Here is a 13,049-nt window from a genome sequence, read left to right as displayed (position 1 = left end):
CCAGTACCACCAGAAATAAAGATCGTTTTCCCAGCTTGAGCGCCCATGAGGTCAAGAGCCTGCATAATGGTCAAGGCAGTAAGAGGAACAGCAGCAGCTTCCTCGTCTGATAGATAGTCTGGAACCTTGGCTAAGGCTTGGCTATCGACAGCTACGTATTCTGCAAAGGCGCCGATATGATCAAGTGGCAGACGGGCAAAGACACGGTCTCCTATCTGAAAGTTGTCAACTTGCTTGCCAATGCTTTCAACGATTCCAACGACCTCATTACCAGCAGTTTGAGGAAGTTTGTAAGGAACAATCATCTTGACTTCACCACGAGAGATCATGTTATCAAGAGGATTAACCCCAGCAGCGGTGACTTTGACCAAGACTTGTTTGTCTGTAATACTTGGTTTAGCGATTTCTGTGATGTTCAGTGTGATATTATTTTTGTTATAAGTAGTGTGTTGTGCGACTTTCATATGTTTTCTCTTTTCTTTTTTAACACGACTAATCATACTTGTATCTAATACAAGTATATGTTATTTCCAGTAAAAACTGACTTGACTTGCTATCAAATCAGTTTCGGACTTGTTTGGCTTGTTTATATAGATTGTCAATGACATCTTCTAAAGTTTGATTTGCTAATTCCTTCTCTAATTGAGATTCGGCACTAGCGAAAAGCGGTGAAACTGCTCCTTGGATATGTTTTCCAACGGGACAATCTGGATTGCTATTTTGATGAACAGGAAATAAACTGATGTGATTGATTTCTTGAGTAGCATAGTAGATCTCTAGTAAAGTCATTTTCTTTGGAGACTTACTGAGTTGATAACCTGTTTTTCCTTGCTGGGAATGAATCAAATCTGCATTTTTCAATAAGGCAATCACTTTTCGAATGTAACTAGCGTTAGTCCCAACACTAATAGCTAGTGCTTGAGAACTTAAGGTTTCCTTGCTTTCACTAATCATTGTTAAGATATGCAAAGCAACTGAGAATTTTGTATCCATATGAATCCCTCTCTTAATAAACTTGTATCAGATACAAGAACAAGTATAACATAAATTAAAAGAAAAGCAAGTCTTTTGTTTTAAATTTTAAAAAATTTTGAGTGCAATCAGATTAGAGCTGTCTGGGAAGGGTGTTCATAAAATTATACCGTTGATATCCATTAGTTGACCAAAAGTAGAACAGATACACAAAAATGCCTTGTAAATCAAGGCTTTTTCCTGTTGTATTTAGATGCCCCCTACAGGGATTTGGAAAGGACTTTCATATTGAGAGCAATTAAAAATATTGAAATATAAGTGATTTTAGGTATTTTCAATGTCATGATTTAAAAATGGGACAAAAGTGGGGCAAAAACCATACAGATTCTAAACTGTATGGTTCTTTTTTTATCTAACCAAGAAAGGTTAAAACTTATTAAAACACATGCAATCAACTGTTGAAAACTTTTTAGTCCGTGTAATATAAAAACAAGTAAAAAGTTGAACTATAGGGAATATTGTGTCATAATAGGTAATAGATGAATAATTAATAGATTGGAAATAATGCTTTCTTACCTTAACAAGTTGAATTGGTTATACATTTTTTCGTCGCAATTGTGTCTATCTCTCGAGTTTAGCTAGTTTTTATAAGCTCTGGTTTCTAATCAATATAACAAATTTTAGAAGTGCATAAGACAAGATGGTGACATTACTACAGTCATTTCTAGTCACCATATGTTGCTGGCACAGGCTGTTTGTAGTGTTGGCTATTTACTAGTCAGTTTAATCGGAGTGTTTAATTTTTATTGTTGAAAGGTTTTTATATGGCGAAAATTCTATCTTTAGGTCTGACAGGTAAGAAATTACTTGCTCAGGGGTTCTTGTTTGTTCTGCTAGGTCTCATCTTGATGGTCACGGGGACTTGGTTGCCAGTAACAGTTATTCGCCTGGTTCTGTTTTTAGCTTGGATAGCAACGGTCGTAGATTTGCTATTAAGAGTTTTCAAAAAAAGCCAGTCAACGGATACCTTGGGAGTTGCACTGGTTAAATTGTTAGTGCTGGGATATTTGCTAGGTTCTAATCTTGCGACTGATATACCGATTTATGTTCTGGCTCTTGTGATTGGAGTTTATCAGATTTTTAAGGCCACGATTAATCTTGTCACCTATGTTCTCTACCGTAAAAATAATATTCGACCTCGTTTTCGTCTCTTACTAGATGGACTCGTACTAGTTTTTCTTGGTGGGACTAGTCTTTTGTCCTCTACAGGAAATTCTGTCTTTCAACTCTTTGTATTAGGGGCTTATTTTTTCCTTTATGGTGTGTCCAATATCCGTGATGGTTTCTTGTTTGAGGAGGAAATTGGGAAAAACCATCTCAAACGTCGCATTAGAATTAGCTTACCTATTGTCCTAGCCGCTCTCATCCCTGCAAGAACTTTAGCAAAAATTAACAAATTTATGCTGGAAAATGCTGATGAGAGAGAGGATATCCATCTTGGAATGGTGAAGTCTGGTAAGACAGCGGAGCTTGAAATTTTTGTTCATACAGCTGAGACCTCTCTGTTTTCGGCAATTGGTCATGTGGATATCTGCTATCAAGGCCGTGTTATTTCTTATGGCAACTATGATCCGTCTTCTGAGACCTTATTTGGCATGGTAGGAGATGGTGTCTTATATTTCTGTGATCGTGACAAGTACATTGACCTATGTAAACGTGAGAGTCAAAAAACGCTTTTTGGTTATGGGATAGATTTGACGCCTGAAATGGAAAAAGCAGTTCAGAAAAAGTTGGCTGAATTGAAACAACTGACGATTCCATGGGAGCCAAGTGCAGATAAAATCATGACAGGTGATGGTAAGGAAGACTACACCTACGCTTATAAAATCAGACATGAGACAGATGGGGAACTTTATAAATTTATCAAATCTAAGTTTAAATCCTACTTTGTCTTATCTACAAACTGTGTGCTCTTGGCTGATACCATAGTCGGTCAGGCTGGAACAGATATCCTCTCACCCAAAGGATTTATCGCACCAGGAACTTACCAAGCCTACCTTAATCGAGAGTTTGAAAAACCAAATAGTATAGTCGTATCTAAACATGTTTATTAAGGAGAATTTATGAACTTAGTAAAAAAATACACCCCGTTAATACTTTTTATAGGGCTGGTTGCTCTTGTAATTCTGAATGCATCGAGCTTTATATCAGGAGCAATCTCTCTCTTTGATGTAATATCAACCTTGATTTATGGTGCTGTTATTGCTTTTGTGCTTAATGTTCCTATGAAAAAAATTGAACAGTACTTAGTTAAATTGAAGGTAAAGGCAGAGTTGCGTCGTCCGATTGCCATGGTACTTGTTTTCCTAGCTCTTATCTTAATCGTGATTGCTCTTTTGGTTTTGGTGCTGCCAACCCTAGCCCAGACTATTAGTCAGCTGGGAACAGTCCTTTCAACAGTCCTTACTCAACTTGGGAAATTGCTAGGCAGCTCGGAATTTGTAACCAAAGACATGTTGTCAACTATCGTATCAGGCATACAGGGACAATCTAGTTCTATTAGCCAAGCTTTGATAGGTTTTTTATCAGGTCTGACTAGTAATATCGGCAATATTTTTTCAAGTTTGATGAATGCCTTTTTGATTATAGTCTTCACCTTTTTATTTTTATCCAGTAAGGAACATTTGGCAGCGATGACGAGTCGACTTCTAAAAGTTTTTCTTCCAGAGAAGGTGGTGATAAAGTTGACTTACATTGGACAAGTAGCACTAGAGACTTATGACCAATTTTTGATGAGTCAGCTGATTGAAGCAGTTATCATAGGAGTTATGATAGCGGTTGGTTACAGCGTGTTTGGGATACCCTATGGAGTAATGACAGGTATCTTTGCAGGAGTGCTATCGTTCATTCCTTATGTAGGGCCTATGATTGCTTGTGTTGTGGGAGCGATTTTTATCTTCACAGTGAGTCCTACTCAAGCCTTACTTTCTCTTCTTCTATATCAAGTTATACAGCTGATTGAAGGAAACCTTATTTATCCTAGAGTTGTAGGTCAGTCTATTGGTTTGCCAGCTATTTTCACGCTTGCGGCTGCTAGTATTGGAGGCAATCTCTTTGGCTTACTTGGGATGATATTCTTTACACCGATATTTGCTGTTATCTATCGATTGGTTAAGGAATTTGTCGTTGCAAAGGAAAATCAGCTAGATTAAGAAAAACTAAATTTAATAAGATATACTGAGAAGAGAGTGAGAGATTCTCTTCTCTTTTATTTTTAAATACTTTTCTACAAAAAGCTATTAGACGTTAAAAAAAGCCTTGGTTTCAAGGCTTATTTCTGTTGATTTAGATGTGCCCCCTGCAGGGCTCGAACCTGCGCCCCATAGCTTAAGAGTCTACTGCTCTACCAACTGAGCTAAGGAGGCAACAGAAAAAGCTGAGAATGTAACTTCCCAGCTATTTTAATATGCCCAAAATGGCAGCTAGATTATTTACGAAAGGCATCAAGGATATAGGTGAAACCAACAATTAAAAATGCAAAGGCAACGACATAAACGACAAAGACACTTGTAGCTACTGGATTGAACAAAATCACTAGACCTAGTAAAAATGCAAGCAACGCTATCCACATGATATGGTTGCCAATAATAGGGAAAATCAATCCCAGACGATTGCCTTTAAAGAAAGCTATAATGGCTTCTACAATTAACCAAATTCCTAAAATAGTTGGAATGACAACTGGCAGCGTCACAAAGCCATAGGCAACGAGGTAAAGAGCTAAGAGAAGATTAACAATCCCTTGGAAAAGATGAGCTGGTGAGCGAAGCTCTTTTGGTACAGAGAAATAGCCTAAAATAGCTGCTATAGAAGAAACCAGTAAACCAAATGCAATCCACCAGCTGTAAGCAACAAGATTAGCTACTGGGTTTGTAAATAGGAAGAGTGCTAAAAGGACAAAAATAACTCCTGCAAGGAATAGCGATAAACGATTAGAAAATTTCATTTCAATACCCCCTATATAGTATAGTATAGTATAGTTTGATAATAAAAATATTATACACCTTTTTAGAGGAAATATCAATAAACAAAATGGAAAATTTGGAAGTTTCAGTCTGATTTATGAAAAGAAAATCAGTTTTTATTATTTTGAAAATAAAAAGAGAAGATAAAATTTGTCTTCTCTACATGAAAATATTGTATGGCATCAAAGCAAAAGTAACTGGCTTTACACTATTTGTTAAGATGTAATTTGGTTCAAAAAGAAAAGATAGATTTAAAAGTGGGGCAAATGATGAGGCAAATCAGTTATAGATAAGCAAAAAAGCCTTGGTTATCAAGGCTTTTCCTGTTGTATTTAGATGCCCCCTACAGGGATCGAACCTGTGACCCACGGATTAAGAGTCCGCTGCTCTGCCAGCTGAGCTAAGGAGGCAAAGAAAAAAGCTGTATTGGTGCCGAAACTTCACGGTTTGTATTGAACCCGCGCAATTAAGCAGGTGGGCAACTCGCTCTAACTGAAGCTGTTTCCGTGTGAGACGGCCTACATGCTGTTAGAAGACTTTTGTTTCCCTAATAATACAAAAAATAGTCGGTCAACACTTAAGTGTGAAGTCGTACACCACAGCGTTTCTATGTTTATATAATACCACTTTTTCAAAAAAAATCAAGAGGAAAGTGCAATTTTTTGAAAAGGATTTCAGATTTTTCGCAAACGGTCGATAGCTTCCTTTCTTTGAGCCAAAGCCCGTTCATATTTACCAGTATCTTCTGCTTGGAAATAGTGATGATTACGAATTTTTTCTGGTAGATAGTCTTGCTTGACCCAATTTCCAGGATAGTTGTGTGGATAGAGATAGTCTTGGGCATTCCCCAGTTCCTTGCTTCCACTGTAGTGCCCATCACGCAGGTGTCGCGGAATAGGCAAGTGCCCTGATGTTTTGAGGTCGGCAAGTGCCTTATCCATAGCTACATAGGCTGAGTTGGATTTTGGAGAAAGGGCCAAATCAATCACGACATTGGCAATGAGAATGCGGGCTTCTGGGAATCCAATCCTTTGTGCAGCATCCAGAGCAGTCACGGTGTGAATCTGGGCTTCAGGATTGGCCAAACCGATATCTTCATAAGCGATAACAGTCAAACGACGAGCGAGACTTGGCAAATCACCAGCCTCAATCAAGCGGGCAGCATAGTGAAGACTGGCATCAACATCTGAGCCACGGATAGACTTTTGCAGGGCAGATAGAACGTCATAGTGACCGTCTCCATCCTTGTCCATGGTAATGTAGCTCCTCTGGAGGCTATTTTCCATGATATCAAGGGTGATATGGCGGATGCCCTCGTCGTTCTCAGGGGTAGAAAGAACAGCCAGGTCCAGCGAGTTAAAGGCAGAACGAAGGTCTCCGTTTGTAGAGGTTGCGATAAAATACAGCGCATCCTCATCTAGTTTTACTGGAAAATCAAAACCACGTTCAGGGTTACTTAGAGCTATCTGAAGAGCCTCTTTGACGTCTTGGTTAGACAGAGGTTCCAACTCAAAAATTTGAACACGACTGCGAATGGCAGGAGTGACAGAGAAGAAAGGATTTTCAGTCGTAGCCCCAATCATGATGACCAGACCACTTTCCAAGAGAGGCAAGAGGAAGTCTTGCTTGGTTTTATCTAGTCTATGAATCTCGTCTAGTAATAGGACGAGACCACCTGAAAATTTAGCCTCTTCCGCGATTTCTTGGAGTCGCTTTTTACTATCAACTGTCGCATTGAAAGTTCGAAAGGCATACTTGGTCGTCCCTGCGATGGCAGAGGCAATACTGGTCTTGCCGATTCCTGGAGGTCCATAGAGAATCATGGAGGACAGGCGGTTGGCTTCCACCATGCGACGAATGATTTTTCCGTGTCCGACCAGATGTTCCTGACCGATGACCTGGTCGATGGTTTTAGGGCGCATGCGAAGCGCGAGATTGTCTGGCATAGCAGTCCTTTCTAACGTGGATTTTCTGATGTATATGTGGTAAGATGGTAGTATCTATTTTAGCATATTTCCGAGCAATCGGGGCGATTAAAGAGTCGCATAGAAAGAGGACAAAATGGCAACATACGGATTTTTAGATGTTTTAGAGGAAGAGTTGGAGAAGAACTTTCCCTTTGACTTTGAGATTAGTTGGGACAAGCGCAATCACGCGGTAGAAGTGAGTTTTCTATTGGAAGCGCAAAATGCTGCAGGTGTGGAGATGGTTGATGAAGATGGAGAGGTTTCATCAGACGACATTCTCTTTGAAGAAGCAGTGCTTTTTTACAATCCTGCCAAATCAACAGTCAATGAGGAAGACTATTTGACGGTCATCCCTTACTTGCCTAAAAAAGGCTTTTCTCGCGAATTTTTAGCTTATTTTGCGCTATTCCTCAAAGATACTGCCGAGGTTGGACTAGATGCCCTCATGGACTTTTTGGAAGACCCAGAAGCAGAAGAATTTGTCATGGAATGGAACCAAGAAGTCTTTGAAGAAGGAAAAGTCGGCTTGGAAGAGGGAGAGTTTTACCCTTATCCGAGATACTAGGAGTTGGATGGAGATTTTATGAAGAAAATTGGGACTTATTTGGTTTATGTGCTAGCTTTTGTCCTTATTATGCTAGCTTTTGCTTGTGGAACCATCGCATTTGCAGAGTTGGGGTATTCCGCATTTTTAGCCTTTACTTTTGGTTATACCTTCGCTCTTATAAGCATGTATTTAATCTTTATTCTTCATGAGCTGGGTCATGCTTTTTGTGGATACTTGACAGGCTATCGTCTGGTGGCTTTTGGATTAGGGAACTTTCTTTTAACCAAAAAGTCAGGCAGGCTTCATCTTAGTCGAACAGCAGTTATAAAAAATGTTGGTGCTCAGTATATTGGTTTAAAAGAGAATGAAAGTGATCAAAGAATCATCTTAATGCTTTCAGGTGGCTTGATAGTTCACCTTTGCTTGATATTATTGGCAACACTTTTTGGATTTTTGACAAGAAGCTGGTATTTTGCAGGCACTTGGATTTTTCTAAATTTATCTTTCTTCTTAAACAACGTTTTGCCAGTCGGAATCACCGATGGAGCAAAAATCTGGGAATTGCTACAATACCCTGAAAATACCAAATACGCCTACTTGGTATTGAGACATTCTGCTCAAACTTTGCTGGCTCCTCAAAAATATGATTTGAAAGATTTTACCATGACTGTTGATGAGGATGCGAGAGGGAGTTTTGCAGAAAGTATTCAAACTCTTGAGGGAGTGGTTTTCATATTGGATGGTCATTTAGAGACAGCTAAAAAGCTATTTCAATCTTTACTAGAGAGAACAGAACACTCGCTGTCTGAAACTTTTTGCCAACTATGCCTTCTTCAAATCGCCTTGCTAGAAGGTGATGATGAGAAAGCGGAGGAATATGCAAGTATTCGAAGCGTTAAATCCTTTTTATCTCTAAAAATGGCAGATGTGCAGAGCATTCAAGCCTGGTATCAATTTAAGGTAAGGAACGACATGGCTCAAACTCGCAAGGCTATGAAGATTGCTAGACAGAAAATGAATAGCAGCCGAATGCTACGGGACGAGAAACGCTATTATGAAAACTGGTTAGCAGAGCTGGAAAAGGCATTAGCCGAAGGAGTCTAATATGGGAATAGAAATTTCTGATTTTACAGGCTGCAAGATTGCCCTCTTTTGTGGTGATAAGCTCTTAACTATCTTACGTGATGACAAGGAAAACATCCCATGGCCCAATATGTGGGAACTACCAGGTGGTGGGCGCGAAGGGGATGAAAGTCCTTTTGAGTGCGCAGCGCGTGAAGTTTTTGAGGAACTGGGGATTCGTCTGACTAAAGATTGTCTGCTTTGGAGAAAGGTTTATCCCAGTATGCTTTTTGAGGGGAAGGAATCCGTCTTTCTAGTGGGAAAGTTGGCTCAGGAACAATTTGACAAGATTGTATTTGGTGACGAAGGACAGAGTTACAAACTGATGAGTATTGACGAATTTCTTGACTCAGATAAGGTTGTACCCCAGTTGCAGGATAGAGTGAGGGATTATATGGAGGAAGTAAAATGATTTTTGCAATTGCAACAACGACGTTAAATAAGGAAGTTAAACGCAAACTAAAAACTGGACAATATTCTAGAGAAGAAGCTACATTCATCTATATGGAATATTTAAAGTTAAAGAAGCAGAGAGAAAGTGGTATGAAAGTAGCTGGGATTTCTACGGCTGTTATTTGGGTATTAATGCTTGTTATACCCTTACTGAGTGATAGAGGTCTCGTACTGCCTCTTTCAGTATATTTTTTATTATTGATACTGTTAGCAGGAATTGTTCTATTTGTTTATTATCTTATGTTTGGTATTTTTAAACAGCAGATTCATAGCGCAATGAAAGAACACTATACAGATGTGATTGAGGAATTTAAGAAAAATAAGGAAGATTCAAAATGGAAACATGGCAAGAGCTAAAAGTAACGGTTAAACGTGAGGGAGAGGAATTGGTCTCCAATCTCTTGATTGAGCTAGGAGCGCAAGGTGTTGCGATCGAAGACAGTATGGACTATGTAGGAAATGTTGACCGCTTCGGTGAGATTTTCCCAGAGGTTGAGCAGCAAGAAGAAATCGTAGTGACAGCCTACTACCCTGATACGGTTGATGTAGCAACGGTTGAGGCAAATTTGCAGGCTCGTCTGGCTGAATTGACAGATTTTATGGATTTGGGTGAGGTCATGATGGGGACGACTGCCTTGGCTGAGGAAGACTGGGCGGACAACTGGAAGAAATACTATGAACCAGCTCGTGTCACTCATGATTTGACTATCGTGCCGTCTTGGACAGACTATGAGGCGACTGCTGGAGAAAAGATTATCAAGCTGGATCCTGGTATGGCCTTTGGAACTGGGACCCATCCAACTACTAAGATGAGCCTTTTTGCTTTGGAGCAGGTCCTTCGTGGTGGCGAAACGGTGCTGGATGTGGGGACTGGTTCAGGTGTCCTCTCTATCGCCAGCTCGCTTCTTGGTGCCAAGGAAATTTTCGCCTATGATCTGGATGATGTAGCGGTTCGTGTGGCTCAGGAAAATATTGAGCTCAACCCTGGCATGGAAAATATACATGTAGCTGCAGGCGATTTGCTTAAAGGTGTTGAGATTGAGGCAGATGTGATTGTAGCTAATATCTTGGCGGATATTCTCGTTCATCTGACGGATGATGCTTATCGCTTGGTCAAGGATGAGGGCTACCTGATTATGAGTGGCATTATCAAGGACAAGTGGGACATGGTGCGCCAGTCGGCTGAATCAGCTGGATTTTTCCTTGAAACCCACATGATTCAAGGGGAGTGGAATGCCTGTGTCTTTAAGAAAACCAAGGATATTTCAGGTGTGATTGGAGGCTAGCATGCAGCAGTATTTTGTAAAAGGCAGTGCAATCTCTCCTGTCACCATTGAGGACAAGGAAACCAGCAAGCATATGTTTCAGGTCATGCGCCTGAAAGAAGAGGATGAGGTTACTTTGGTCTTTGATGATGGCATTAAGCGCTTGGCGCGCGTGCTGGATGTGGAAGCACGTCAGTTTGAGTTGGTTCAAGAATTAACTGACAATGTAGAACTACCAGTTCATGTGGCCATCGCATCCGGCTTTCCTAAGGGAGACAAGCTGGAGTTCATTACTCAAAAAGTAACCGAACTGGGTGCCAGCCAGATTTGGGCCTTTCCTGCTGATTGGTCGGTCGCCAAATGGGATGGCAAGAAATTGGGCAAAAAAGTTGAAAAACTAGAAAAAATTGCCCTTGGAGCGGCCGAGCAAAGCAAGCGTAATGTTGTTCCAAGTATCCAGCTTTTCGAGAAAAAATCAGACTTTCTAGCTCAACTGGACCAATTTGACTCTATCATAGTAGCCTATGAAGAATCAGCCAAAGAAGGTGAAGCCGCTGCGCTCTTACAAGAGATCTCTGGTCTTGAAAAAGGAGCCAAACTGCTCTTTATCTTTGGTCCAGAAGGTGGTCTGTCACCTGCAGAAATTGAAAGTTTTGAAACTAAGGGAGCAGTATTGGCAGGACTTGGTCCTCGTATTTTGCGAGCAGAAACAGCACCACTTTACGCTTTATCAGCCCTTAGTGTTTTATTAGAATTAGAGAAATAAGAGGAAGAAAATGGAACAAAAACACCGTTCAGAATTTCCAGAGAAGGAACTTTGGGATTTAACAGCCCTATACCAAGACCGTGAGGATTTCTTGCGTGCAATCGAGAAGGCTCGTGAAGACATCAACCAGTTTAGCCGTGACTACAATGGCAATCTTCACACTTTTGAAGATTTCGAGAAGGCCTTTGCGGAATTGGAACAAATCTACATTCAGATGAGCCATATTGGAAACTATGGATTTATGCCTCAGACGACAGACTATAGCAATGACGAATTTGCCAACATTGCCCAAGCTGGGATGGAATTTGAAACAGACGCCAGCGTAGCTCTGACCTTCTTTGACGATGCCTTGGTGGCAGCAGATGAGGAAGTCTTGGACCGTTTGGGTAAATTGCCTCATTTAACAGCTGCCATTCGTCAGGCCAAAATCAAAAAAGCCCACTATCTTGGAGCAGATGTGGAGAAGGCCTTGACCAATCTCGGTGAAGTTTTCTACAGTCCGCAGGATATTTACACTAAGATGCGAGCTGGGGATTTTGAAATGGCTGACTTTGAAGCCCATGGCAAGACCTACAAAAACAGCTTTGTGACTTATGAGAACTTCTACCAAAACCATGAGGATGCTGAGGTTCGTGAGAAATCTTTCCGTTCCTTCTCAGAAGGTCTTCGTAAGCACCAAAATACGGCTGCAGCAGCCTATCTAGCCCAAGTCAAGTCTGAAAAACTACTGGCAGATATGAAGGGCTACGACTCAGTCTTTGATTATCTTCTAGCTGAGCAAGAAGTGGACCGTGCTATGTTTGATCGTCAGATTGACCTCATCATGAAGGATTTTGCGCCCGTTGCTCAGAGATATCTCAAGCATGTTGCCAAGGTAAATGGTCTTGAAAAGATGACCTTTGCAGACTGGAAATTGGACTTGGACAGCGCCCTGAATCCTCAAGTGACCATTGACGACGCCTATGATTTGGTCATGAAGTCAGTAGAACCTTTGGGACAAGAATATTGTCAGGAAGTTGCTCGCTATCAAGAAGAGCGCTGGGTGGACTTTGCTGCCAATAGTGGCAAGGATTCTGGTGGCTATGCAGCGGACCCATATCGTGTGCATCCTTATGTTCTCATGAGCTGGACAGGTCGTTTGAGTGATGTCTATACTTTGATTCATGAAATCGGGCATTCTGGTCAATTCATTTTCTCAGACAATCACCAAAGCTACTTCAACGCCCACATGTCGACCTACTATGTCGAAGCGCCTTCGACCTTCAATGAATTGCTCCTCAGTGACTACTTGGAGCACCAATCTGACGACCCACGTCAAAAACGCTTCGCTCTGGCTCACCGTTTGACAGATACCTACTTCCATAATTTCATCACCCACCTCTTGGAAGCAGCCTTCCAGCGTAAGGTTTATACATTGATTGAAGAAGGGGAGACCTTTGGAGCAAGTAAACTTAACAGCATTATGAAGGAAGTTTTGACCGATTTCTGGGGAGATGCCATTGAAATCGATGATGATGCAGCTTTGACTTGGATGCGTCAAGCTCACTATTATATGGGCTTGTATAGCTACACCTACTCAGCAGGACTAGTCATCTCGACTGCAGGTTACCTCCATCTGAAACATTCAGAAACTGGAGCTGAAGATTGGCTCAATCTCCTCAAATCAGGAGGTAGCAAGACACCACTTGAGTCAGCTATGATTATCGGTGCTGATATTTCAACAGACAAACCACTCCGTGATACCATCCAGTTCTTATCAGATACAGTTGACCAGATTATCTCCTACAGCGCCCAGTTGGGAGAGTAAGGGGAATAGAAAGGTTGTTCTAGAATGATGTTTATGAGTTTGTTAAGCGTCATTCTATTTAGCTTAACTATAGCTATTTTCAAAAATGTCGTTGAAGGTCGTGATGTTAAATTTGAACTTGCTATAGA

Annotated in this window: 13 protein-coding genes and 2 tRNA genes; 9 read left to right on the top strand and 6 right to left on the bottom strand. The window is 40.8% G+C overall.

Annotated features, from left to right (window positions below; genetic code table 11):
- Positions 1-464 (bottom strand): alcohol dehydrogenase catalytic domain-containing protein (locus PAN06_RS02775; protein WP_269795525.1); only part of this gene is annotated, 464 nt, incomplete at its 3' end.
- Positions 465-561: 97 nt separating this feature from the next.
- Entirely contained in the window at positions 562-993 is a 432-nt protein-coding gene (locus tag PAN06_RS02770; RefSeq protein WP_000379854.1) for an Rrf2 family transcriptional regulator, read from the bottom strand.
- An 803-nt stretch (positions 994-1,796) separates the two neighbouring features.
- Between PAN06_RS02770 and PAN06_RS02765 the strand changes: the two genes are divergently transcribed.
- Positions 1,797-3,086, top strand: a complete 1,290-nt coding sequence (locus PAN06_RS02765; RefSeq protein ID WP_125458240.1) for a DUF308 domain-containing protein — start codon at positions 1,797-1,799, stop codon at positions 3,084-3,086.
- 9 nt (positions 3,087-3,095) lie between these two features.
- Entirely contained in the window at positions 3,096-4,184 is a 1,089-nt protein-coding gene (locus tag PAN06_RS02760) for an AI-2E family transporter (RefSeq protein ID WP_004256071.1), read from the top strand.
- A gap of 140 nt (positions 4,185-4,324) precedes the next feature.
- On the opposite strand, the gene PAN06_RS02755 is transcribed toward PAN06_RS02760, so the two are convergent.
- From PAN06_RS02755 to PAN06_RS02740, 4 genes are all read right to left on the bottom strand, one after another.
- Positions 4,325-4,397, bottom strand: a tRNA-Lys gene (locus PAN06_RS02755).
- A gap of 62 nt (positions 4,398-4,459) precedes the next feature.
- Positions 4,460-4,975: a DUF308 domain-containing protein gene (locus tag PAN06_RS02750; protein ID WP_004261700.1), complete on the bottom strand. Its 516-nt coding sequence runs from the start codon at positions 4,973-4,975 to the stop codon at positions 4,460-4,462.
- A 356-nt stretch (positions 4,976-5,331) separates the two neighbouring features.
- A tRNA-Lys gene (locus PAN06_RS02745) sits at positions 5,332-5,404 on the bottom strand.
- A 264-nt stretch (positions 5,405-5,668) separates the two neighbouring features.
- The gene (locus PAN06_RS02740) at positions 5,669-6,940 is read right to left on the bottom strand and encodes a replication-associated recombination protein A (protein ID WP_004261703.1); all 1,272 of its coding nucleotides are present in this window, start codon (positions 6,938-6,940) and stop codon (positions 5,669-5,671) included.
- Positions 6,941-7,055: 115 nt separating this feature from the next.
- Here PAN06_RS02740 and PAN06_RS02735 point away from each other — a divergent pair, with 115 nt between their 5' ends.
- Genes PAN06_RS02735 through pepF form a run of 7 tightly spaced genes read left to right on the top strand, consistent with a single transcriptional unit; the run spans position 7,056 to position 12,921 of the window.
- Positions 7,056-7,526, top strand: coding sequence for a DUF3013 family protein (locus tag PAN06_RS02735; RefSeq protein WP_000257122.1), 471 nt, complete (start codon positions 7,056-7,058; stop codon positions 7,524-7,526).
- Positions 7,527-7,544: 18 nt separating this feature from the next.
- The gene (locus PAN06_RS02730) at positions 7,545-8,612 is read left to right on the top strand and encodes a M50 family metallopeptidase (RefSeq protein ID WP_004261710.1); all 1,068 of its coding nucleotides are present in this window, start codon (positions 7,545-7,547) and stop codon (positions 8,610-8,612) included.
- A 1-nt stretch (position 8,613) separates the two neighbouring features.
- Positions 8,614-9,042 carry an NUDIX hydrolase gene (locus tag PAN06_RS02725; RefSeq protein ID WP_004261717.1) on the top strand — a complete coding sequence of 143 codons (429 nt, stop codon included), beginning with the start codon at positions 8,614-8,616 and terminating at the stop codon, positions 9,040-9,042.
- A complete protein-coding gene (locus PAN06_RS02720) occupies positions 9,039-9,440 on the top strand; it encodes a hypothetical protein (protein WP_004261722.1) in 402 nt (133 codons plus the stop codon). The genes PAN06_RS02725 and PAN06_RS02720 overlap by 4 nt, the downstream gene beginning before the upstream one ends.
- Entirely contained in the window at positions 9,419-10,369 is a 951-nt protein-coding gene (prmA, locus tag PAN06_RS02715) for a 50S ribosomal protein L11 methyltransferase (protein ID WP_004261724.1), read from the top strand. The genes PAN06_RS02720 and prmA overlap by 22 nt, the downstream gene beginning before the upstream one ends.
- Position 10,370: 1 nt before the next feature.
- The gene (locus tag PAN06_RS02710; RefSeq protein WP_004261728.1) at positions 10,371-11,114 is read left to right on the top strand and encodes a 16S rRNA (uracil(1498)-N(3))-methyltransferase; all 744 of its coding nucleotides are present in this window, start codon (positions 10,371-10,373) and stop codon (positions 11,112-11,114) included.
- A 10-nt stretch (positions 11,115-11,124) separates the two neighbouring features.
- Complete coding sequence (pepF, locus tag PAN06_RS02705) at positions 11,125-12,921, top strand: oligoendopeptidase F (RefSeq protein ID WP_004261731.1); 1,797 nt, start codon at positions 11,125-11,127, stop codon at positions 12,919-12,921.
- Positions 12,922-13,049 lie beyond the last annotated feature (128 nt).

The organism is Streptococcus sp. SM3 (genome assembly GCF_027497875.1).
The sequence above is the reverse complement of the archived record's forward strand: the minus strand, read 5'-3'. Positions and strand labels throughout refer to the sequence as shown.